The sequence below is a fragment of the Sphingomonas sp. BRN-1R genome, from assembly GCF_057748035.1.
Genome location: NZ_JBYLEP010000002.1, coordinates 86,619 through 108,908 on the forward strand (window position 1 = coordinate 86,619; position 22,290 = coordinate 108,908).

Here is a 22,290-nt window from a genome sequence, read left to right on the forward strand (position 1 = left end):
GTCAGATCCCTTTCGTCGGTGCGGATGAACGCGGCACGTCGCGCTCGTCCGCGCCCGTTTAGTACTTTACCGAAACGCCGAGAAAGAGTTCGGTCCCGATCGGATCATAGGTTCCGACGCCATATGTGCTTGGCATATCGCGATTGAAAACGTTGTTGGCACCGCCGTAGAATTGCATCTGCTTGGCGACGTCGACGCTGAACGAAAGATCGAAATAGTTCTGAGCGCCAATCTTTGGAGATGCGATTGTTGAAAGGGCCGGCGTTGATGAAGAGCCTTGCCGCAGTGGGATAAGGTAACGATCGCTCGTCACGGGTCCGATATAACGATGCCGCACACTCAAGCTAAAGTTCCCCACGTTCCACGTCAGTCGCGATGATCCGCGCACTATGGATTTCGGATCTCCGCAGGTCGGACCAAACGCGCCGACGCACTGATTGGTGACAGGCAGATCCTGCACCGGCTGAGACGTATAGGCGAGAAGGTAGGTGTAATTGCTCCGCAGATCGAGCGAGCTGGTCGATGCAAGACCAAACCCGGTGCTGAGTGGCAGACGATAGCTTAGCGCCAAGTCGATGCCGCGCGTTCGCAGTCCGCCTGTATTGGCATTTAGGAATTGTGCAGGGTTTGAATCGAGGATCTCGCCGGTGACGCTACTGCGCTGAATGGCCCGGCAATACGGGCTGCTCGCATTTTGAATGATGTAGTAGCAGAGGTTGAAAACGTTCTGCGGGCTACCGCCAAGTGTGGAGATTGCACCTTCGACCTTGATGTCGAAATAGTCGACGCTTGCGCTAAATCGCGGGATGAAAGTGGGACTAAAGACGAGACCAGCAGTATAGGTGTCCGCCTTTTCCGCTGCAAGATTCGGATTGCCGCCGCCTTGAGCATAGATGAATGCGGCAGGCTGCACTGACTGAGTGAAAACAGTGGCATTTGGCACGCCAGTCGCAATGCACAGCGCGCGCACGTTGGCAGTCTGCTGCGCAGTTGCCGCGCGGCTTGAACAAGGATCGATCAGGGTGGCGGTGATGCTGGTCAAGCCGCCGTACAGTTCGCCCACGCTTGGCGCGCGAATCGCGCGCTGGTACTGCCCGCGGAAGCTCAGACTACGGTTCACCCGCCAGTCGGCTCCGTAGAAATAGGTCCACACCGTGCCGATGCCGCTGAGGGAGTAGTTCGAACCACGGAAGCCCGCGTTGAGGACGAGCGAGTCGATGAACGGGGTGTTGTGAATGAGCGGGGCGCGGATTTCGCCGAACAACTCCTTCGCGGTAACGCTCCCGCTGGTCGCCTGGCCGGCGGTATAGCCCGCGACGTCGTTGGTGGCGAGGCCGGCGTCCGGAATGAACTGAGCGCTCGTCTTGCGCCACTCGACACCGAGCGAGAAGCCGAGCGGACCAGCCGGTAGCGGCACGACATTGCCGGTCACGCTTGCCTGCGCGACCTGAAGCGTTGCACGGGTATGCGCAACCGCGCTGACCGCGATCGAGGCCAGACAGGCGTCACTCAGATTTTGGCCGAATGCGTTGCAAAGCGGCGCGGCGCCCCCCACCGAGAGGAGATCTTGCTGAAGCTTGCTCTTCGACACGCCGTTAACGACGCGAATGTCCTCGGCGGCGTGCGAGTAGGTATAATATGCGTCGTATTTGAGATCGGTGAGTAAATGGTCGGAGACGTTTCCAATCGCGCCACGCACGCCGATCGCACCACGATACACGTCGCGATCGTTGATGCTCTGCCGGTTGCCGAGATCAGTGTAGCGGCGCCCGATACTTACTACGGCGAGTCCGTCGTTGGGCGTCGTCGTGAAGGGCGTGCTGCCTTGTACGATCGTGCGCGGCCCGGTTTCCGCCGCGTCGAGCAGCCGCAGCACCGTCTGGATCTGCGGGCTCAGGTATGGATTGTTGACGTTGATGAGCGTAGGCGCGTTGTAGTTGGCCGGCGCGATTTGGCCGGAGACCGTGTTGTGGCTATAATGACCCTCGGCATACAGCGTGGCGGCCTCTGAAAAATCGAAGTGACCGAACGCGTTCGCCATGTAGCGCCGTTGCGGCGATTGCAGGCTGTTTGGCGGAGTAAGATTGTAAGAATCTTGATTGCCGAGGTAATTGCGCGCGGTCGAACCGCTGTCGTCGAATGTAAAGCCGTTGGCACCGACGCCGGTCAGGCCGGCCGCACGGTACGCGGCGTCGAGCGTCGGGCTGCTTCCATAGGCTGGGACGCCAAAGACTCGGCTATTGGGCACATCCGCACTGCCGCTGAAGACGTAACCGATCATACCCCCGGCCTGATCGCAGCTCTGTCCGGCCCCCGGCGCCAGGGGGGTGCCCGGACGCGTCGCGCTACCTGAGCCCTTGGCGATGCAGCCCTCGCCGAGTGTGTAGCTGTAACGCGACCAATCATACTGATCGCGCAGATTGCCCTTGCGATCGAGATAGTTGATCGCAACGGCGATGTTGCCGCGCCCGCCCGCAAAATTCTTTCCGAGGGTAAGATCGAAATTGTAGGTCGGGGTCGCGGTGTGCGGTATCAAGTTGACCTGATAGCGTCCCTCAAGACCGTCAAAGTTTTGCTTGAGCACGAAGTTTACGACGCCGGTGATCGCGTCCGAACCATAAACGGCTGATGAGCCCCCGGTTACGACCTCAGTGCGTTCGATCAGCGCGGCGGGAATGGTGTTGATATCGGTGATCTGCGATGCATTGATGATCGCATAACGACGGCCGTTGACCAGCACGAGGTTCCGATTGGAGCCGAAACCACGCAGGTTGATGTCGGCGTAACCGCCGCCGGTACCGTTCACGGCATTGTTGAAGGCGCCAGCGCTCGCCACGACCTGCGGCAATTCAAGCAACGCCCGCTCGACGTTGACCTGACCCGAAAGCTTGATATCCTGTGCTGTAGACACGGCAACCGGTGTGGAGGCGTCGAAGCCTTTGCGAGCGATGCGAGAGCCGGTGACGACGATGTCCGCGGCTGACGCTGGTGCCTGCTCCCGCTCAGAGGATTGCTCCGAAGTTGTTGCCGTCTGCTGATCCGCTGTCTGACTCTGCGCCGCCGCTGGAGCGATGCCCCACGCAATCGCGATCAGGCTGGACGTCATGAAAAGTTTGCCGAAACCCATCTCTCTCCCTTTCGTGCGGCGCATGGCGCCTCTTATTGTCATCCCTATCCTCGGTACGACACAGTGCCGCTTCATTAAGCGTGCAGTTTGCATTCTATTCCATTGTGCCAGCGGTGGCAATAAACGTGCGTTTAATAATATAAACATGTTATTTGGCGCTTGACCTGCCATTTGGCGAGCCGCAGGTATAAAGGGCAACACGGGCACCATGCACGCAGCCCGGCGCCGCTGATGCGCAATGCAGGGAGAGAAGGCTGTGCGGGACCCAGATGCACTATCACGGCGCAAGGCGTTGCGCTTCGCTGCGGGGCTGCCGCTGATCTGGGCCGGCAGTCCACTGGTCGCCCTAGCGTCAAGTCGTAAAGTCCACGCGCGTGCTCCGTTCGACATGCCCGCAATCGCTGTTCCCGAATTTCCGGGGGCCCGTCGCTTCCCGATCACCGAGTTCGGCGCAGTACCGAACGACGTGGGGAGAACCACAGCCGCAATCACCCAAGCGATAACTGCTGCGCATATCGCGGGAGCAGGGATCGTTGTCGTTCCACCTGGCACCTGGCTAACTGGGGCGGTGCATCTCAAGAGCAACGTCAATCTTCACGTATCGCGTGGTGCGACGTTACTGTTTTCGGAAAAGCCTGAACATTATCTGCCGCCGGTGCAGACGAGCTGGGAAGGAGTCGAGTGCTTCAATTACTCTCCGCTTATTTACGCATTTAATTGCGACAACGTCGCAATAACGGGCGAGGGCCGGCTGCAAGCAAAACTCGATATTTGGCGAATCTGGTATGCTCGACCGAAGGCGCATCTCGATGCGCTCGTCGCGTTGTACCATATGGCAATGGGCAAGGTACCAGTAGCCGAACGTCAAATGACGGTCGGCGATGCGCATCTGCGGCCACACTTCATTCAGTTTAATCGTTGCCGCAACGTGCTCATCGAGGATGTAAGCATTCAGGACAGTCCGTTCTGGGTAATTCATCCGCTCCTGTGCCGTGATGTGGTGATCCGCCGGGTAAAGATTCAGGCACTTGGTCACAATAACGATGGAGTCGATCCTGAGATGAGCCAGAACGTGCTGATCGAAGCGTGTGTGTTCGACCAGGGTGACGACGCCGTCTCTGTCAAATCGGGCCGTGATCATGACGGCTGGCGCGTCAACGTGCCGTCACGAAACATCATCATGCGCGATTGCCGGGTTAAGAACGGACACCAGCTGATGGCGATCGGCAGCGAGATATCGGCGGGCATTGAAAATGTGTTCGTTCAGAACTGCCACTTCGACCATATCGATTCGCCAGGTCCGAGTTCCATCAACAATCTCCTGTTCGTTAAGACGAACGAGCGGCGCGGTGGCTATGTTCGCAACATTCATCTCGACGGCGTGAGCGCAACCAAAATTGCGGGCGGCCCGCTCGCGGTCGATACTGACGTACTGTATCAGTGGCGTGATCTAGTGCCGACTTACGAGCGCAGACTGACGCCGATCGAAGGATTGTTCGTCAGCAACGTTATCGTGCAGGAGGCGCAGTTCGTGTGTCAGATCAAAGGCGTGCCAGAGCTGCCAGTGCGTAATATTCGCCTGCACAACGTACATGTCGCGAAAATTGCGGAGAAGGCGACGCAACTGACCCACGTTGAAAATTTCTCCGAAACCTAAAGCATAGCCCTCTCCGTTGGTAAACGGCGACAGGAAGAGAGGGAGCGGGCCAAATGTATTTGTCTCAAGCGTATCCATCCGCGAGGGCCGCAGGGCCGGCCAGCTTTCTGCATGAAGTCTGAGCGGCGCTGGTCGAGGAGTTCGTCACGGTAGTTGAGACCGCGGCGAGTGAAGGCGGTGGTGGACTCAGCGTCGTCGTCCAGGCTGTCGATGACGCTGAGGCAGCCGTCTTCAGGCGTCATCTCCTCGGCAAATTCCTTAATCACGTCGATGTCTACGCCGAAGTGTCTCGCTGCAAAGCGAGCAGTGAACACCATTGACGGTACGGCCATCAGGCGGCATTCGCGCCTTGGATCTGAGGCGTCCAATTCCACGGCAGAGTGAAGGCAGTGCCATCCAGACGACGACCATCTCTCAGATTCACGAAAACCGTTCTCAAAACTAATTTTTTTTAGCTTCGTATTTAGACGGAGTTCCGAGAAGGAATCGGCCTGCTCATCAGGATGCCTAGCGGTCTAGCCTCCGCCCCGAATGTTGGTCACCATGATAGCGACCTCCACTTGGGTCAAAGCAACATCCGTCGTATAGATTTCCGCCTCTAGATCGATCGCTAAAGCCAAACATGCTCTATCTCCCAGCGAGAGGCCCAGAGGCCGGGTCGCAGGGCGCAGGTCACCAATCAGCATTGCCTGCGATTGCGATAAAGGCCGAACGTCGAGATGTAAGCCACCCAAGGCTTCTCTCACCTCATCCAGTGATAGACCGCGTTCACGCAGTTTCGATACAACCTCAGCATAGTTCGCAGCGCCGACGACTGATCGGGGCAGTATCGCTGTAACCTGATCAGCGCCCGGCTCATCGTTTAGCATGCAGAGCAAAGCCGATGCATCAAGTACGGTTTTGTTACTCATGCTCAGCCTCGGTACGCCGGTCGGTGATCAGTTCATCGGCCAGATTAACACCCTCTGGAATATGTCGTCGCAAGATTGCACGGGCCCGTTCAAGTGCCTTGGAAATTGATCGCACCCGCAACTCACCATTGTCGATATCGACCATAACGGTATCACCCGGCCCAATCCCAAGCTCACGACGCATCAAGGCTGGTATTACCAACTTTCCGCCTTCTACGATTTTGACCCGCTGCGATTCCAAGCACTCATCCTTACAACCCAACCCGAGAGGCGCATTGGTACCAGCTTCGAGCTCGGGTGTCATCCTTGCTACAGTACGATCCTCGGCATTTCGTCCTCAAGATAAGTTGCGACGTTCATAGTCTCATGTCTGGCTCGCAAGGAACCGCTCGGTTAGCTAGGCCACGCAGGATCGCTTGAAGATCTCTGTAGCTAGACGCGTAATGATCGGCTATTACAGGTATACCCAAAAGAGCGAGGTATGATGAGCGAGCAGCAAAAGCAAAGCGTAGTGCATGCAGCGCGAGTATATCTGCGTGTCAGCACCGAAGAGCAGGACCTCGCACGCCAGGATGCGATCGTTGCGGGAGCTCGATCCGCCGGCTTCTATGTAGCAGCGGTTTACCGCGAGAAAGCATCAGGTGCGCGGGCCGATCGACCCGAGCTGCTTCGCATGGTTGCCGATCTTCAATCTGGCGAAGTGGTCGTCGCGGAAAAGATCGATCGGATCAGTCGCTTGCCGCTTCCCGAGGCGGAGCTGCTGGTCGCTACGATCCGAGGGAAGGGGGCTCGGCTGGCGGTTCCGGGCATCGTCGATCTATCGGATCTCGTCGCAGAGAGTTCGGGCGTTGCGCGCATTGTACTTGAAGCTGTGCAGGACATGCTGCTGCGCGTAGCCTTGCAGACCGCCCGTGACGATTATGAAACCAGACGCGAGCGGCAGCGCGAAGGGATTGAAATCGCCAAGCGCGCGGGGCGCTATACTGGTCGCAAACCGGACCTCGCCCATCATCGCCGGATCATCGGTCTCCGCGACGCCGGCATGAGCATTGCGCGTACCGCTGAACTAGCTGGATGCAGCGTAGCGCAGGTCAAACGCGTGACGGCGTTGCATCGTGCAAAAACAGCTACTGGATCATTGGATATAGACCGTCGCTCAAAGACGAGTGTTGAGTAACGGCGATATCTCTGGACTACTTTTGATAATCAGTTGCAATACTATTGATAGGTATTCCTTTGAGAACATATCTCAATAAGGTTTCTTGTTTGAGGGACGGAACCCAACAGTCTAACGGGCCGTATTGTATCTAACACAGCTAACGACCAGGAACGATCATGCCATTCACCACCGTAGATGCTGCCGCTTGTGCCAAGTGCAAGTTCTTCGATGCAGAGGCTACCGCTGAACTGGGCCTGTGCCGCTACAACCCGCCGATCAGTCAGCCGAGCGGGGACGCTGCCGGTGTGTGGCCCAAGGTCGAGGCAAGCGACTGGTGTGGTCACTTCGAGACGGTTGCCGCCTGATCATCTCCCCCCAGGCCTAATTAACGCCAGACTTTGGAGGGGCTCTCTCAAAATCCTAGGTTGACGCCATCAGCGCATCGGCCTTTACTGCGACTCGTTCTCATCAAGGCGAGCGCATGTACGCATATATCGATAGGCCGGTTGCGGATCTGGACGCGTTCGAAGCAGGTATCCTATATGCGACCCGTAAATGGGTGCATGCGATAACACTTGCTCCCTCAGCGCAGTTCGAGATGCATGGTACAGCTGATCCATTTGACCTGGCGATGCAGGTTCTTCATCGAGGCTCAATTGGATCGTTGGTGATTAACCGGCCCTGTCATGCGCTGATCGGTGAATTTGAAGCAGTACTTTTGGGCCTATGGCGACAGCTTAGAAACGGTCTGTTCGAGCAGGCCAGGGCAACTGCGGTGATGATTGTCGCGCCAGTCCGGGTTGAGGCACTGCTCAAGGCGATGCGGCGAATCCTGTGATCGATCCTGGTGACTGCTGAGTACCGGGCAGATCACCCGGCGCAGTACGAAGCGGCCGCACGATCTACGTTGCAGCCAATCACAAGATAGGATCATGGCCAGTCAGGCTGGCTGTATAGTTCTCATCACCATATCGACGGGGGAGGTTTCCCCGAGGGTTGAACCGCGCCGGGTTTACCGGAGGCCATTGGATGTGAGTCACGCCGCCATATCGAGGATGTCCGCGGCAGCATAGAACTGGTCTTCGGCTTCGGCAGGCGGAATGTTGCCGATGGGTTCGAGCAGCCGGCGATGATTGAACCAGTCGACCCATTCGAGGGTGGCGTACTCGACTGCCTCGAAGGTGCGCCACGGTCCCCGCCGGTGGATCACCTCAGCCTTGTAGAGGCCATTGATGGTCTCGGCCAAAGCGTTGTCGTAGCTGTCGCCAACGCTGCCGACTGACGGCTCGATGCCGGCTTCTGCCAGGCGCTCGGTGTACTTAATGGATACGTACTGGGCGGATTCAACCGGTCGTCGCAACACCCTCGATATGAACGTCCGCAAGCAGTTGGTCGAGAGCTTCGGCGGGCGTCTTCCAGCCCAGCGTTTTGCGCGGCCGCGTGTTAACGGCGTTCGCGACGGCATCGAGCTCAGCGGAGGTGTGCCAGCTCAAGTCGGTGCCTTTCGGGAAGTACTGACGCAGCAGGCCATTGGTATTTTCGTTCGTGCCACGTTGCCACGGACTCTGCGGATCGCAGAAGTAGATCTCCAGCCCGGTATCGATGTGCAGCCTGGCATGCTGGGCCATTTCAGCGCCTTGATCCCAGGTGAGCGACTGGCGCAATATGTCAGGAAGCTTCATCAACGATTTCGCGATAGCCTCGCGTACCGCTTCGGCGCCGTGCCCCGCCAGGGGCGGCCCGTTCTTGATGGTCTCCCCCGGTCGATAGCCTTCCATGCGCGGAAGGTGCAGCAACATCGTAAAGCGTGTGGTGCGTTCGACGAGCGTCCCGATCGCCGAGCTGCCGAGCCCAAGGATGAGATCGCCTTCCCAATGCCCGGGCACGGCCCGGTCTGCGATCTCGGGAGGTCGCTCACTGATCATGATGGCTTCAGCGAGGAAGGACTTGCCGCGTCGACGAGCTCGCTCGCGAGGCAGGCGAAGGGCTCGGCCGGTGCGGAGACAGGCGGTCAGTTCCCGGCGCAATGCCCCGCGACCCTGGATATACAGGGACTGGTAGATCGCCTCGTGGCTGATACGCATCGTCGGATCCTCGGGAAAATCAAGCCGGAGCCGATGCGCGATCTGTTCGGGACTCCATGCCGACGACCAACGCCGGCTCTGGCGGTGAACAGCACGGCGCCCCTTCCATACCACGTCAGGACCGCTGAAGCCGACACCGGCGGGGTTGGCGACCTGTCCGGCGAGCCGCTCCTGCACATAGTCGCGCAGCGCCGTGTTCATCGCCAGCTTGCTCGGCTTTGGCCGCCGTGCCGCCCGGTCGGCATGCCATTGCGCGGTGCTCGCCCTGTAATCGAAGCTGCCGCTTCGGGTGGCGGCGTTGCGCTTTAACTCGCGCGAGATCGTGCTTGGCGACCGTCCAAGCTTGCGGGCGATGGCGTTGATCCCGGTGCCTTTGGCCACTTCGATCGCAATATCCTCGCGTTCGGGGAATGTCAGATAACGCCCAATCGACGGCTTCGCTGATGGCGATACATGAGTTGGTGGCATCCCTCCTGCTCCCCGAAACCAGCGGACGCCAACGGGCCCGGAAACGCCCGCATCCATCGCCGCATCTTCGGTCGATTTTCCACAAGAGATCGCTTGCCAGAAAGTGCAGACGTTCTCACGCTGCCACCCGGGCGGATGTCCGGGCGAACGCAGCTTGCTGCGCGTACACTGATCCGAAGCACGCTTGTGGGCCTTCATCGCAACCTCCTTCTTGTGGGTGTTGCGATGACCGGTTGAATCCGCCCTGGCTGCCGCGGTCGGAGTGGTGGACGAGACCGCCACCCCGCATCGGTCGTCGGTCATGCAGCGCCTGTTCGAGCGCGTCGAGGACGAAGCCGGCCTGCGCGCTCCGGCTGGCTCGCCAGCCGACGATCCGGCGGGCGTAGGTGTCGATGACGAACGCCATGTAGACGAACCCCGCCCAGGTCGCGACGTAGGTGAAGTCCGACACCCACAGCATGTTCGGTGCCGGGGCGCGGAACTGCCGGTTCACCCGGTCAAGCGGGCATGGCGCCCTCCTGTCGCTGACGGTGGTGCGCGCCGGCTTGCCGCGGATGACCCCCTGTAAACCCATCGCCCGCATCAGGCGAGCAACGGTGCAGCGGGCGACGTCGAACCCTTCGCGCCGCAGCTGCCGCCAGACCTTGCGGACGCCGTAGACGCGGAAGTTCTCCTCGAACACGCGGCGCACCTCCGGCCCGAGCGCCTCATCACGCCGAGCCCGAGCTGACCTTCTGGTCGGCTCAACCCTTTGGGCGACGTGCGCGTAATAAGTTGACGGGGCAATCGGCAGGACCCTGCTGATCGGCTCGACCCCGTAAACCTCCCGATGCACGTCGATGAAGGCGATCATCGCTTCAGTGGGCGGTCGAGCTCCGCCATCGCAAAATATGCCGACGCCTTGCGCAGGATCTCGTTGGCCTGGCGCAGCTCGCGGTTCTCGCGTTCAAGCGCCTTCATCCGGTCAGCGACATCGCTCGGCACGCCGGCGCGCATGCCGCTGTCGACTTCGGCCTTCTTCACCCACTCGTGCAGCGTGTGGCCCGCGCACCCGATCTTCGCCGCGATCGACACCACCGCCGCCCAGCGGGACGGATGATCCTTCTCGTGGGCCAGCACCATCCGCACCGCCCGGGCGCGTACCTCAGGCGAGAACTTGTTCGTCGTCTTGCTCGTCATAGCCCCTTCCTCTCAGGAGTTGGGGCCTCCGACAAACCCGGCGCGGTTCAAAGTAAAAACACGGGCGTTCGGTAGTTGAGGGATGATCCAGCCAGACGATGGGCCGGAGAGCATGGCAAGCACGGCGTTTCTGGTCGGTCTGTCCATGACGTAACGCGGTCATGCCGCACCTCGATTGCACGACACCGTTGTGGCGTGTGAGCTCTAGCGCCAGCAGTACCTTTCGTGCACGTCGCTGGTAATCCCCATCCATCCGGCCCACAGCTAGGTAACGGGGGCAGGGTGACGGGTAAACCATGAGCAGACTGGAATTTCTGGGGGTAGGCGGTGAGCTATCCGCGCTCATGCGCAAGCGTGATTGGGCTTCGTCGCCGGTCGGCGCCCCTGAGGAATGGCCCCAGTCCCTCCGAACCACGCTCAGCCTCATGCTCGACAACGGACACGGCATGTTCGTTGCCTGGGGGCCTGAGCTGACCTTTTTCTATAACGACGCTTATGCGCCTTTTCTGGGTGCCCGCCACCCGACTGCGCTCGGCCGTCCATTCGCAGAAGTGTGGGCCGAGCTTTGGCCGGACCTCCTACCGCTCGTCGACCGCACGCTTGCCGGTGAGACAGTATGGCAGGACGAACGCCACCTTGTCATGACCCGCAACGGCTATCCTGAAGACACCTGGTTCAGCTTTTCCTACAGTCCGGTCCGCGACGAACGGGGGCAGGTCAACGGCATGATCGGCGTCGTCAACGACATGACGGCCAAGGTCGTCGCCGAACGCCGCAACAAGGCAGAACGCGATCTGCTCGCCACCGTGTTCGACGCCACTGATACACTTATTCTCGTCTCCGACCTCGACTATAATATCCTTGCGATCAATCCGGCGAACGTAGCCGCGTTCCAGCAGGTCTACGGCGTTCGCGCTACCATCGGCGACAACATGCTGGATCTGCTCGCCGATCAGCCCGACTGCCAAGCGGAAGTTCAGAAAGGATGGGCACGCGGGCTATCAGGCGAGGAGGTGACTTTCGTTCAGGAGTTTGGCAACCCTGGTCTGGCCAGGACGTGGTTCGAGGTGACGTTCCGGCCCCTCTACGATGCCGCCGGGCAACGGGTCGGCGCCTACCAGTTCGTGACGGACATCACCGATCGACGTCGCAGCGAGGTGGCGCTTGCCGAGGCGCAGGACCAGCTGCGTCAAAGTCAAAAGCTGGAGGCGATCGGTCAGCTCACCGGCGGTGTGGCGCACGACTTTAACAATCTGCTGACCGTGATCCGGGGGTCAGTGGACCTTCTGCGTCGCGACAACCTGCCGGATGATAAACGGGCACGCTATATCGCCGCGATCGGCGACACCGCGGATCGCGCTGCGAAACTCACGAGTCAATTGCTCGCCTTTGCCCGCCGCCAGGCACTCAAGTCCGAGATGTTCGACGCCGGGCTATCGCTGGAAGAGGTCGCCGCGATGATCGGCACCATGACCGGATCGCGGATCACGCTCGACATGCGCCTGCCGCAGGAGCCGTTCTTCATCGTCGCGGACCGCAGCCAGTTCGACACCGCGATCGTCAACATGGGGATCAACGCTCGGGACGCGATGGGTGGGGAGGGCCGGCTGACCATCGCCACCGGCCCGGTATCCGGCATCCCGGCGATCCGCGGTCATGCAGCGGTCGCCGGCGACTTCATCGCGGTGACGATCACTGACACGGGCAGCGGCATTGTCCCCGGCGATGTTGATCGCATCTTCGAGCCGTTCTTCACGACCAAAAGCGTAGGTCAGGGGACGGGTCTGGGCCTCAGCCAGGTCATCGGTTTTGCCAAGCAGTCTGGCGGCGATATCCGCGTTGACAGCACACCGGGAGAGGGCACGACTTTCACCCTCTATCTTCCGCGCGCCTATCCGGATGGCAATGAGCCACAGGACGAGCAGACGGATGAAAACGCCGATGGCTCTGGCGTTTGCGTGCTGGTCGTCGAGGACAACGTGCAAGTCGGCGAGTTCGCCACCGCCGCACTCAAGGAACTGGGGTACGACACCGTCCTTGCTACGGATGGTCATGGCGCGCTGGCCCTCCTCGAAGAGGATTGCCAGCGTTTCCACGTCGTGTTCTCCGACGTGGTGATGCCGGGCATGGGCGGTATCGAACTCGGCGGTGAGGTCCGCCAGCGCTACCCTGACGTGCCCGTGATCCTGACCAGTGGCTACAGCCACGTTCTGGCGCAGAACGGGCAGCATGGCTTCGAACTGCTGCACAAGCCCTATTCGTTGGATCAGCTTTCTCGTGTGCTGCGCAAGGCGATAACCTGGCAGGTGAAGCGACGAGGTCTCACGGAAGCGTCACCCGAACAATAAGGTCCGGCTTATGCTGATGGCCGACGAGGGCACGCCTCAAATTTCGCCAAACTCCTGAGTTTCGGGCGTCGCGTATGTCGCCGCTTTTGCGACAAAGCATGGCTGTAATGAGGATCGCGCCAGCCATCATATCTACCGCACGAAGCACAACCGTCGCCGCTGGTGATATCAACGCCGACACGCTCTGCTAGGCGTGCCGGCTACATCGGGCGAGGGTATGCGAGCATCATGTCCGGCGTTACATGCCGACGCACACGCCAGGCATCGTCACCAGCCTCCTTGGCGACACCCCGGCTATGTCAATCGATCGTCATGCCTTGGGTCGGCACATCGGCAAGGGCACGAAGCTCTTGGACGGGGCAACCGTTACGTTCACCGCGGAACTGCACCGACTTCTCGTAGGTAGGCTTGCGAGCCCGGTTGACGCCTCCGATCGGTTGGTGGGCCGCAAGGCCGTGCCATGGGCTATACGCAACCGCCTGCTCCTGCTGCTCGCTGAGGCCACGCTCCCAGCCGAGCTGCGCAGGCGCCATGAGGCGAGCAACCGCAACGTACGGGCTCAACTTCTCGTCCCAGACGACCGAACTGTCCTCGACCGGCATCTTTTCCAGATCGGTGCAGAGCTGCACGCGCAGTTCCCAAACGCTGTCCTGCTCGATCAGCACCTGGCCCATGTCCTCGCGTAGCGCATCCGGACGGTTAGACGTGTCTACCTTGCTGCCGGCGAGTTCGGTGAGGTTGGGCGACACCGGCACGATCGACAGCTTGGCGATGTAGCCGCCATGGCGCAGCGGCACCTGCGTGTAGTAGGTCTCGCCGAGCGGATGGGTGTTGGGCGCGCCGCCCAGCGTCTGGATGGTTGGGCTTTGGATGCCGACCGTCTCCAGTGCCGCGTCGAGCGTCTGCATGGTCGCGGACAGGCCCTTCTTCAGGCCCTCGCCGACATTGGTCGTCTTGGCGAGCATCTTGAGGTTGGCGAGGAACGCCTTGGGCGTGGGCGACGCGAACGCCGGCCCATTGACCAGGATGAAGTCCTGCGTGGTGTCGCTCTCCGACCCCGGCAGACGGTCCCCTGCTACATCGAACAGCTTGAGGGCGAGGCCGCGGGGCACGCTGACGCTGTCGTCAAGAATATCGCCAGGCAGCGTTGAGAAGCGGAGCAGGGCGTCGTAGCTGCCGGGTGCCGAGAACAGGCCTTGGGCAAGGGCAGGCGCGATGCCGGACATGATCTCCAGCTTGCCCTTCACGATCGCATGACCTTTGGCATGCACGCCGCGCACGGCCGTACCATAATCCTTGGCGGTCGTTTCCTGGATCAGTCGGATTTGCTCGTTCAGACCCTGGATTGTCTCCGCCTCATCCTCGGCGCGCACTTCGACGCCGGGAGTAAAGGGCACGGGCGTGTGTTGAATGTCGTCAGGCATGGCAGAATCTCGCTTTGGAGTTGAGATTAGGGCAGCAGCGTCGGCTTTTCCGATCGGAAGAAGCCCTTCACTGTGTCAGGCGCGCAGTTCGTGCGCGATGCGCTGGGTTATCATCGTGTGCTCCTTGAACGTCGCCAGCGCGAGCGTTGCGAGGTGACGACCGTGCATCTCTGCCATGTCGCCGTCGGTCGAGTTGGCAAGGTAGGCGGTTGCCAGATCACGCAGAAACACGTGGTTCTCATACTGGGCGTCGATGTACGCGCGGTCGAACATGGCACCCGGCGCCGCCGAACGGATCTTGTCGAGTGTCGCCTGCGCTTTGGCGTCCATCGGCGGGGCGGTGTTGCCGAGCTGCTTCAGGACCGTCGTGACGGCGATCGCCTCGGTCAGTTCGAAGCCGGCAAACTCGCGCGCATCAGCTTTGCGCGCCCGATCGACCGCAATCTGGCTGGTAACCAGCGATAGCTGCGCGGGGCCGAACACTGCCATCTCGAATTGAGTATGCGTACGTGTGCCGGAGACGTCAGGCATCTGCATAGCGGCTGAATCCATGCCCATGCGACGCTGCTTCTGCGCCATCGTCATGGCCGGGACGGCAACGAGGGCAGCAGCGGCGCCTGTGAGGATCGTTCGGCGGTCGGTAATCATGTACATTCCTTCCATGGTGGACCGAAGCACATGCGCGCAAAGGTTAGCAGGATGACGGCTCGTTCATCCGACCGTTCCATGATTGGCGAAGATTTAGACGAGCAGCCTGTTAGTCTGGACGATCGGACACATCGCGGGTCAAGATGGAGAGTTCGGCAGCACTGGATCGGACGGTGCTGACATTCGGTACAACGACGGGAGGACAGCATAAGTCGCCTCGAACGCGCGCGAGAATGGCCGCGATCCGGCGTAGCCAACACTTTGGGCAATGGCCTCTATCGGCAGATCCGTGACCCTGAGCAGGCGCGCCGCCACCCGTAACCGAGTCTTCTGAACGAAATCGATCGGTCCTTGGCCGAACGTTCGTGAGAAATGATCGGAGAACGAAGCCCGGCTCATGCCAGCTAAACCTGCGAGGCTGGTTACGGTGTGGTCCGCACCAGGCTGCTCGACGATCGCGGCAATCGCGCGAGCGAGCCGAGGATGGTGGAGCGCATCAAGGACAGCGGAACCGTCCGCCTGCGACCAGTGCCGACGGAGCAACATAATAAGCGCCTGCTTCATCAGCGCCTGACACATCGCCTGGGTCCCCAGCCCGGCGTTGGTGGCCTCGTGGCGCATGGCATCGACGATCGCCGTCGGCACACCGCTTGCCGCCAGGTCATCGGCCACCGGCCAGCGCATCAGGTCGAACAAACCCAGCGCCGCCTGGTCTGGCGCCAACACTGCGGCGCACAGCAAGAGCGTGTCATCGGCACCATTACCGGCGGTGAACTCGACGAGCCCGTCTCCAATCAGTTCGCACTTGTCGGCTGCGGCGCCGGTAGAGGCGAACCGATCGGAATCGCCGATCCAATGCGGCTGCAAGGCGGGCACCACCAGGACGCTCGACGATGCGAACGACACCGGGGCCGCCCCTCCCGCCTGGATATGTCCCGAGCCGCGAAGCACGAAGTGCACGGTCAGCACCTTGAACACCGGGAAACTCATCCTCCAGCCGGATTGGATCCGACAAACGGAAAAGGCATGCGGTGCGACGTCGAGAGCGGTGAGCAGTCGATTGAGGGTCTGATCGGTTGGCATGATCCTCCAAGGTGTCACGGCATGTGTGGGCGATGTCAGCTCAACGCGTGAAGCGGCATCATTACACGCACCCGAAGTTTGATCGGCCTTCTGGTACAAGCAGTTCGCCGCCTACATCGTCAGACGGTTTTTCAGCTTGGTGTCGTCGTTGGCAAACCGGGCGAGGACAGCAGCCCGATCTCTGAGAGGAAGCTGGTGGACTTGCCCCCGACCCGTTCCGGATGCGTGATCGATCTCCGCTCGCGCAGCCTGGAGGCGCGACTTTCCAGATCGGGCGGTTGCGGTCGAGATTATAGCGCGGATGAAACGGCCGCCAGTCGAGGCAATATGTTCGGAGTTGGTGGACTGCCGACAGTCGGGTTCTAGGAACCCGAAGGGCAATAGCTGTTATTGCCCGGCTTTCTCACAAGAAATCGAGAAAGAGAACGTGCAAGATTTCTTAAAATCACTTCTCTCGGGAATTTGGGAGGGAGACTCTTTAATATAACCAGTATATGCTAAACGATAAAATTTATGAATGTGGAGTTATCGGCATGCGTCTGCGGCAACTTAGTTTTATCCTTTTTTCACCGATCAACAATTTTTCACATTCCTTTGTCTCAGAATGCGTTAGAAAGCTGCTTGAATACTTAGCGGGTCATTGTCGCGTGGTCCATCAAAACTAATATGCGAACCGCAAGATACCGATCACGCTACGCGGTTCGGAATAATAAGCAGATCCATATTCCAGCGTTGTCAGATATTTGGCGTTCGTCACGTTGCGGACGTTAAGGCTGGCGGTTAGATGATCGACAACGCGGATGCCCGCCAGCAGATCAAGTGTGGCATACTTTGCTTGTCGGATGGCAATGTCGTTGCCATCTGCATTGACGATCCCGCTCGGCGAACTGATCCGGCTCTGGTATCGAAATTGCGCGCCTAACTTCAGGTCGCGCCATTCGGGCACCTGATATGTCGCTGCAAGCTTGACGCTGTCGCGCGGGATGAAGGTCCGCGCTGGTTCGCCATTCTCGCCATTAATACTCGTATGCGTGAAGCCTCCGCTAAGTAGCCAACGGTTCGTTACGCGCCCCGAGACCTCAAACTCGACACCTTTCGCTGTCGTGTCCTGCCCGACGTAGTAGCTCGTACCAAGCGGCCCGTCGGTTCCGTTGAAAGTTCCAGCATAGGTGGCGAGCCCGTTCTGCCGCGAGCGGAACCAGGCGGCGGAGGCGTAGAGCCTGCCTTCCAGCCATTCCCCTTTCAACCCGGCCTCGATGCTCGTGCCCTTGGCAGGATCAAGCCGGCGATTGGTGATATCAACCGTGTTCTGCGGATTGAAGATGATCGTATAGCTAGCATAAGCCGAGATATGCCCCGTAAGGTCGTAGATCAGGCCCGCGTAAGGACTGACCTTACTGTTGCTGCGTGCCTGATCCACGCCGTATGAGTCACCAGTCGTATCCAGCCAAATTGCTGAGACGCCCACGACACCTTTCAGTCGATCGGTCAGGTTAAGGTGGACAGCGCCATAGGCGCGGGTGAGATGGTCATGAATACGCTGCTGCACTGTGAACTCGGGGTAGTCCGGTTCGGCCGCGCGAAACGATGACAACTGACGTATGTCACCATAGTCGATGACGGCATCAGAAAATGCTTCAGAGCCCATTGTGTCCATCCAGCCGCTCGAAATGCCAAAGGCTAGCTGCTGGCGACGGCCAAGCACATCGACGCTACCGGACGCATAACCGTCAATCAAATACTGCCGGTAGCGCGATGGATAGATTCCGGTAAGGCCTGAGATACCGGTGCCTGTCGCCGGATCGGGCGTACCGTACGCATAAAGGATCCGTGCATCCGACTTCAGGTCATTGTACGTAAAGACACTGCGAACCGACCAATCGCCGCCAAGTTTGTATGCAATCTCGCCAAAAGCGCTTTGACTGAGGTTGTTCCAATATGTCCAGGGCGCAGACGTAGAAGCAGAGCGCTTGTAGTCGATACGGCTACCATCGCTGTAAATTAGTGGTAGTGCCCCCCACATTACGCCTGTCGCGCGATTTTCCTGGCGAGAATAGCCGATAGTTGCGGTCAGATTGGGGGTGGCGTCCCAAGACAGCAAACCAGCGTAGACGTCTCGATTGCGATGATAATAGTCGAGGTAGGAGCCAGTCTCCTCGTGTGCACCGATCGCACGGGCACGTAATGTACCGCTTTTATTAAGCGGTCCCGAGGCATCGCCCTCAACCCGCCAGTCGTCAAACGAACCACCCTGGACTGAAGCATTGGCCTGAAAGGTGTCGGTCGGCCGCTTGCGCAGGTAATTGACGGTCGCCGAAGGATTGCCCACGCCGGTCATGATCGCGTTGGCACCGCGCACGACTTCGACGCGCTCGAAAAGAGCCGTGTCGAGATCGCCGTACTGGATGTTGGAGGACAGCGGCAGGCCGATACCGTCAACTTGAAAATTCGTGATGTTGAAGCCGCGCGAGGTATATTCCGTGCGATCCGTCTCCCAACGCTCGACCGTCACACCGATCGTCTGCGTCAGGAGTTCGTTGACGGTGTTGAGGGCAAAATCATCGATGCGTTGGCGATCGATGACCGTCACGGCCTGCGGAGTCTGCCGCAGTGACAGATCGAGACCTGTCGCCGATGCGCTCTCGTTTAGCTTTGCTTCCTGTGCCCTGGCCGCGGTGACGATGATGTCGCCGCTTTCGTTTTTCGGATCATCGCTCCCCTCCGATGCGTGCGCCGCACCGCTTAGCATTGCTGTCCCCGCTGCAGCAGCGAGTAAGCGCCACATCACATTTCTCACTGATCTGCCCCTTGGCTCTTGAACCAAGCGGGCTGCTATGCATATCGCTATTGGTAGTCAATCGCATTAGCGTTTTGCCAGGTGATGCGGCACAAAAGCTGACCGACGTCGACGAAGGCTACGCCACCCTCCGAACCGCTTCAGCTACTCCGTGTAGGAAGGGCGGCCACAGCGCCGGGCCTCTCCAAAAGTACCAAGGCTGGGCATCCTCAAAAGGAGCAGCCAGCGAGACGATCGGAGCATTCCCGTTGGGTTCCGATTTCGAGAACGGCAATGCCTTCCCGGAACTGCATTAAAACGGAGAACTGGCCCTGTCCGGATAGGTCAGGACGACCTAAATCGTTCCCGATATTGGATAGGTGTCACCCCCAGCCGGCGCTGGAAGGCCGTCCGCATCTGGTCGGGATTGCCGGAGCCGCAATCAAAGGCGCTAACCTTGATCGCGGAATCGGTAGCCTCCAGAAGGTTACGCGCATGGTCGATGCGGATGCTTTCGATAAAGTCATGGGGCGTAGTTCCCATCACCTGGACGAACATGCGCGCGACACTCCGCGGGCTCACGCCGGCAATCTGCGCAAGCCTTTCCACCGGGAACGCTTCCGAGAGATGATCCACCACATAAGCCTGCATCCTGCCGAGCGGGGAGCCATTGTCGGCGACCGCTAGTAGAAGCGGACTAAACTGAGATTGACCGCCGTGGCGCTGCGCCATGATCACAAGCGCCTTGGCGCACGCCAGCGACGTAGCCGGGCCATGATCCTCCCCGACCAGAGCCAGGGCGAGATCGATCCCAGCGGTCACTCCGGCCGAACTGACGAGGCGCTCGTCCCGCACATGAATGCGATCGGGTTCGACTCGCGCGTCCGGGAAGGTAGCCGCGAGCTTGGCTGATGCGAGCCAGTGCGTGGTCACGGTCCTGCCGCTCAGGAGACCGGCGTGCCCGAGCGCGAAAGTGCCTTTACAGATCGAGCCATATCGCTCGGCCTGTTTGCCCCACTCGCGCAACCAGCCGGACATGTGGTCGTCCGGACGACGATCGGGCATGGCCGGCCCTCCCGCCACCAACACCGTGTGGAACGGGCGGCGGGCTTCAGCAAAGCTTAGGTCGGCCATAATCCTCATGCCGTTCGAACTGCGAACGGGGTCGGTGTATCGAGCTCCACGTCGACCATGCATGATCTGCGACCGTCCTTATCATCAGCGGGCGCTCGCCAAGCTTCAGCGTGGCGAGCGCCTGTGCTTTCCTATAATGCGTCGCTGAGCGGTCAACACCACTCTGCATAGCTGCCAGCCCAGCATGGACCCTGTTCATCTTCCTATGCGTAGTGGGAGGCCAAACCGGCCGGAGCACCACACCTGCCGGTGGATCGTACTACCACCCTGCCGGCCAGATCATCTGCCCGTAACCTCGAAGGACAATACATGCGCTTCCTCAGTCCCATCGGTGCCGTCGCCCTGTTGGGGACGGGTCTCACCGGCTCTGCGGTCACCGCGCAGGACATTCCCTACGACTGTCAGAACGACCCGCTGCCGCTCAACATCCCGGCAGGCTCGCTCAGCGCCTCGCTCAACCATCTTCGTCTCGCGACCCGCTGCCCGATCTCGGGAACGCAACTCGCCGGCCACAAGCGGGTCGGGGCGCTTCACGGGCACTATACCCCTACGGAGGCGCTTCGCACGATGCTGCGCGGCACCGGACTGGAGGGCCGCTCGATCAAGCAGGGCCTGCAAGTCAGCCGGCCACAGCGCTGAATCAGCCCCCCGGACGGTCACGGGCGCGTCATAGGGCGGCCCTACCTGTCAGCCACAGCGTCCCGAACACGGGATGCGCCAACCGCGGCCTGCTGCGGATCACGATAAGGATCATCATGACTTCTAAAGCTTCCAAGGTCATCGTAACTGGCGCCGCGCTGGCTGCTGCGCTGGCCATGGCCGGGTGCGTCACCACGCCGGGAACCGGCATGGCCGGCGCCACGGCCCCGCGAACGACAGCGGCCGAGACGGCCGCTATGGCCGCGACCTATCGCTATCTGTTCGCCAATAACGCCTCCTCCCTCCAGGGTCAGGCGGCTACTTACTGCGTCGCGGTAGGAACCGGCGCCGACCTCACCAATCCGTCGCGTGCGATGGTGGCGTCCCTTTCTGACGTCGCACCACTGGTTCGTCCGGTCTCGACGTGCAAACGCCAGGAACGGGCGGTCGACGCCCAAGGACGGCCTTCGCTAATCTTCAGCCTGTCGCCTCTGGGCTGCGAGGGTGCAACGAGCTGCCTGTTCAACGGCGGCTATTACGAGGGCAATGTCAGCGCTTCGGGCGGGAACTACCGAGCTCGCCTTGTTAACGGCACGTGGCAGGTCCAGCCCGAGGGACCGCAAGCCGTCTCGTAGACGCAACTCGGGCGGCATGCCCCACGTGGTGGGTCACACTCTGCAAAGCCTACCAAACCACAGATATAAGGATGAACCATGCGTAAGTTACTGCCCTCGCTGTTGTTGTCGCTGCTATGCCTCGCGGCCCCCGGTCACGCACAGAACGCGGTCGAAACCGACAGCGACTATCTTCAGCACCGTGCCGATACATTGAACGAGCGGATCGATCTTGCCGCCCGACAGCACAAGCTCTCGAAGACGAAGGCGTCGGGGCTCCACACATCAGTGCGACGCGTTCAGGTGCTTGCTGGCAATCTCCAGGCCCGCAACGGCACGATCGCACGACCGGATGCCGACCGCATGAACCAGCAGCTCACCGACGTCGAACGAGCGCTGCCTATTAAGCGATAATCGACGGGAGAGGGTGCAGCCAATGCCGCACCCTCTCTCCTGTTTTCAAATTCCAGCCAACCGGGAACGCTTGCGCGCCAGCTTGCCCGATGGATCATGATTTGGGAATGCGAACAGCATCTAATCATATATAATGCAGTAATTACTATTACTAATGACTATCATTTGCCCAATTCTTAGCTGGCCGGCAAAATGGGTCGGGGTTGAAGATGCGCGAGTGACGGACTGCTGGCGGCTGCTATGACAGCGACGATGACGATGGTGAGCTCACTCTGCGCCTGGCGGAACGGAGCGCTCATGCCGTATCCCGCATCTGCCAGAACGCAGCCGAAACGCACGCCTGCCATCCTGACCCTGTCGATCTCTTCGATGGCCATCTCCGGCTTGGTCAGGGCGACCTGTCGGTCGGCAGGCACCTTCGCCTTTGCCATGCGCTCCGGATCGGAGGTCCAGCTTTCTGGCAGATGCCAGAAACGGCGCCAGCCATTGCTCCAGAGCGGTCCGCCAGCTCTCGTCCACCGCCATTGTCGTAAGTCCGCCAGCCTACACTGACAAATGGGAATTAACGACGATTCAAGCTAATTCCTTCAACCTGTCAAAGTAGTGCTAGACACGCCACACGTCC

The 22,290-nt window shown here is 60.1% G+C and carries 17 protein-coding genes, 3 pseudogenes and 1 other annotated feature; of the genes and pseudogenes, 8 read left to right on the forward strand and 12 right to left on the reverse strand.

Features of this window, described 5'->3' with window-relative positions:
• Positions 1-58: 58 nt before the first annotated feature.
• Entirely contained in the window at positions 59-3,127 is a 3,069-nt protein-coding gene (locus tag AC3ANX_RS20775) for a TonB-dependent receptor domain-containing protein (protein ID WP_488337059.1), read from the reverse strand.
• A gap of 256 nt (positions 3,128-3,383) precedes the next feature.
• Here AC3ANX_RS20775 and AC3ANX_RS20780 point away from each other — a divergent pair, with 256 nt between their 5' ends.
• Positions 3,384-4,784, forward strand: a complete 1,401-nt coding sequence (locus tag AC3ANX_RS20780; RefSeq protein ID WP_488337060.1) for a glycoside hydrolase family 28 protein — start codon at positions 3,384-3,386, stop codon at positions 4,782-4,784.
• A gap of 515 nt (positions 4,785-5,299) precedes the next feature.
• Here the strand turns inward: AC3ANX_RS20780 and AC3ANX_RS20785 are convergent.
• Entirely contained in the window at positions 5,300-5,695 is a 396-nt protein-coding gene (locus AC3ANX_RS20785; RefSeq protein ID WP_488337061.1) for a type II toxin-antitoxin system VapC family toxin, read from the reverse strand.
• Entirely contained in the window at positions 5,688-5,936 is a 249-nt protein-coding gene (locus AC3ANX_RS20790) for an AbrB/MazE/SpoVT family DNA-binding domain-containing protein (protein WP_488337062.1), read from the reverse strand. Before AC3ANX_RS20790 ends, AC3ANX_RS20785 begins: the two co-directional genes overlap by 8 nt.
• 270 nt (positions 5,937-6,206) lie before the next feature.
• Here AC3ANX_RS20790 and AC3ANX_RS20795 point away from each other — a divergent pair, with 270 nt between their 5' ends.
• The 3 genes from AC3ANX_RS20795 (at position 6,207) to AC3ANX_RS20805 (ending at position 7,692) form a co-directional block, all read left to right on the forward strand.
• Positions 6,207-6,872 (forward strand): recombinase family protein, encoded by a 666-nt coding sequence (locus AC3ANX_RS20795; RefSeq protein WP_488337131.1) that lies wholly within the window; start codon positions 6,207-6,209, stop codon positions 6,870-6,872.
• Positions 6,873-7,030: 158 nt separating this feature from the next.
• Positions 7,031-7,219, forward strand: a complete 189-nt coding sequence (locus AC3ANX_RS20800; protein WP_488337063.1) for a hypothetical protein — start codon at positions 7,031-7,033, stop codon at positions 7,217-7,219.
• A gap of 116 nt (positions 7,220-7,335) precedes the next feature.
• Entirely contained in the window at positions 7,336-7,692 is a 357-nt protein-coding gene (locus tag AC3ANX_RS20805; RefSeq protein ID WP_488337064.1) for a hypothetical protein, read from the forward strand.
• 198 nt (positions 7,693-7,890) lie between these two features.
• On the opposite strand, the pseudogene AC3ANX_RS20810 reads toward AC3ANX_RS20805, so the two are convergent.
• From AC3ANX_RS20810 to AC3ANX_RS20820, 3 genes and pseudogenes are all read right to left on the reverse strand, one after another.
• Positions 7,891-8,193: pseudogene (locus tag AC3ANX_RS20810) on the reverse strand (integrase core domain-containing protein); the annotation flags it as partial.
• Positions 8,194-8,197: 4 nt separating this feature from the next.
• A complete protein-coding gene (locus tag AC3ANX_RS20815; protein WP_488337065.1) occupies positions 8,198-9,604 on the reverse strand; it encodes an IS30 family transposase in 1,407 nt (468 codons plus the stop codon).
• Positions 9,603-10,585 (reverse strand): annotated as a pseudogene (locus AC3ANX_RS20820) (IS3 family transposase); the annotation flags it as partial. The gene AC3ANX_RS20815 and the pseudogene AC3ANX_RS20820, both read right to left, overlap by 2 nt.
• Positions 10,185-10,301: a sequence feature (AL1L pseudoknot), on the reverse strand. It overlaps the preceding pseudogene by 117 nt.
• Positions 10,586-10,881: 296 nt before the next feature.
• Between AC3ANX_RS20820 and AC3ANX_RS20825 the strand changes: the two are divergent.
• The gene (locus AC3ANX_RS20825; protein WP_488337066.1) at positions 10,882-12,933 is read left to right on the forward strand and encodes a hybrid sensor histidine kinase/response regulator; all 2,052 of its coding nucleotides are present in this window, start codon (positions 10,882-10,884) and stop codon (positions 12,931-12,933) included.
• Positions 12,934-13,232: 299 nt separating this feature from the next.
• On the opposite strand, the gene AC3ANX_RS20830 is transcribed toward AC3ANX_RS20825, so the two are convergent.
• From AC3ANX_RS20830 to AC3ANX_RS20850, 5 genes are all read right to left on the reverse strand, one after another.
• Complete coding sequence (locus tag AC3ANX_RS20830; protein WP_488337067.1) at positions 13,233-14,357, reverse strand: catalase family protein; 1,125 nt, start codon at positions 14,355-14,357, stop codon at positions 13,233-13,235.
• Between the two features lie 75 nt (positions 14,358-14,432).
• Complete coding sequence (locus AC3ANX_RS20835) at positions 14,433-15,005, reverse strand: DUF4142 domain-containing protein (protein ID WP_488337068.1); 573 nt, start codon at positions 15,003-15,005, stop codon at positions 14,433-14,435.
• Positions 15,006-15,143: 138 nt separating this feature from the next.
• Positions 15,144-16,088: a helix-turn-helix domain-containing protein gene (locus AC3ANX_RS20840; RefSeq protein WP_488337069.1), complete on the reverse strand. Its 945-nt coding sequence runs from the start codon at positions 16,086-16,088 to the stop codon at positions 15,144-15,146.
• Positions 16,089-16,749: 661 nt separating this feature from the next.
• Positions 16,750-18,873, reverse strand: a complete 2,124-nt coding sequence (locus tag AC3ANX_RS20845) for a TonB-dependent siderophore receptor (protein ID WP_488337070.1) — start codon at positions 18,871-18,873, stop codon at positions 16,750-16,752.
• A gap of 336 nt (positions 18,874-19,209) precedes the next feature.
• Positions 19,210-19,998: a GlxA family transcriptional regulator gene (locus AC3ANX_RS20850; protein ID WP_488337071.1), complete on the reverse strand. Its 789-nt coding sequence runs from the start codon at positions 19,996-19,998 to the stop codon at positions 19,210-19,212.
• A 309-nt stretch (positions 19,999-20,307) separates the two neighbouring features.
• Here AC3ANX_RS20850 and AC3ANX_RS20855 point away from each other — a divergent pair, with 309 nt between their 5' ends.
• The 3 genes from AC3ANX_RS20855 to AC3ANX_RS20865 all read left to right on the forward strand — a co-directional run bounded on the left by AC3ANX_RS20855 (position 20,308) and on the right by AC3ANX_RS20865 (position 21,665).
• Positions 20,308-20,637, forward strand: coding sequence for an STN domain-containing protein (locus AC3ANX_RS20855; protein ID WP_488337072.1), 330 nt, complete (start codon positions 20,308-20,310; stop codon positions 20,635-20,637).
• A 116-nt stretch (positions 20,638-20,753) separates the two neighbouring features.
• The gene (locus tag AC3ANX_RS20860) at positions 20,754-21,272 is read left to right on the forward strand and encodes a hypothetical protein (RefSeq protein ID WP_488337073.1); all 519 of its coding nucleotides are present in this window, start codon (positions 20,754-20,756) and stop codon (positions 21,270-21,272) included.
• Between the two features lie 78 nt (positions 21,273-21,350).
• Positions 21,351-21,665: a hypothetical protein gene (locus tag AC3ANX_RS20865; protein ID WP_488337074.1), complete on the forward strand. Its 315-nt coding sequence runs from the start codon at positions 21,351-21,353 to the stop codon at positions 21,663-21,665.
• Between the two features lie 278 nt (positions 21,666-21,943).
• Here AC3ANX_RS20865 and AC3ANX_RS20870 read toward each other — a convergent pair.
• Positions 21,944-22,129 (reverse strand): annotated as a pseudogene (locus tag AC3ANX_RS20870) (transposase); the annotation flags it as partial.
• Positions 22,130-22,290 lie beyond the last annotated feature (161 nt).

Coding starts and splice junctions, on each gene's coding strand:
- AC3ANX_RS20815 (WP_488337065.1), bottom strand. CDS start 9,604: ATGAAGGCCCACAAGCGTGCTTCGGATCAGTGTACGCGCAGCAAGCTG.
- AC3ANX_RS20845 (WP_488337070.1), bottom strand. CDS start 18,873: ATGTGGCGCTTACTCGCTGCTGCAGCGGGGACAGCAATGCTAAGCGGT.
- AC3ANX_RS20860 (WP_488337073.1), top strand. CDS start 20,754: ATGACTTCTAAAGCTTCCAAGGTCATCGTAACTGGCGCCGCGCTGGCT.
- AC3ANX_RS20850 (WP_488337071.1), bottom strand. CDS start 19,998: ATGGCCGACCTAAGCTTTGCTGAAGCCCGCCGCCCGTTCCACACGGTG.
- AC3ANX_RS20855 (WP_488337072.1), top strand. CDS start 20,308: ATGCGCTTCCTCAGTCCCATCGGTGCCGTCGCCCTGTTGGGGACGGGT.
- AC3ANX_RS20865 (WP_488337074.1), top strand. CDS start 21,351: ATGCGTAAGTTACTGCCCTCGCTGTTGTTGTCGCTGCTATGCCTCGCG.
- AC3ANX_RS20800 (WP_488337063.1), top strand. CDS start 7,031: ATGCCATTCACCACCGTAGATGCTGCCGCTTGTGCCAAGTGCAAGTTC.
- AC3ANX_RS20830 (WP_488337067.1), bottom strand. CDS start 14,357: ATGCCTGACGACATTCAACACACGCCCGTGCCCTTTACTCCCGGCGTC.
- AC3ANX_RS20775 (WP_488337059.1), bottom strand. CDS start 3,127: ATGGGTTTCGGCAAACTTTTCATGACGTCCAGCCTGATCGCGATTGCG.
- AC3ANX_RS20840 (WP_488337069.1), bottom strand. CDS start 16,088: ATGCCAACCGATCAGACCCTCAATCGACTGCTCACCGCTCTCGACGTC.
- AC3ANX_RS20785 (WP_488337061.1), bottom strand. CDS start 5,695: ATGAGTAACAAAACCGTACTTGATGCATCGGCTTTGCTCTGCATGCTA.
- AC3ANX_RS20835 (WP_488337068.1), bottom strand. CDS start 15,005: ATGATTACCGACCGCCGAACGATCCTCACAGGCGCCGCTGCTGCCCTC.
- AC3ANX_RS20825 (WP_488337066.1), top strand. CDS start 10,882: ATGAGCAGACTGGAATTTCTGGGGGTAGGCGGTGAGCTATCCGCGCTC.
- AC3ANX_RS20805 (WP_488337064.1), top strand. CDS start 7,336: ATGTACGCATATATCGATAGGCCGGTTGCGGATCTGGACGCGTTCGAA.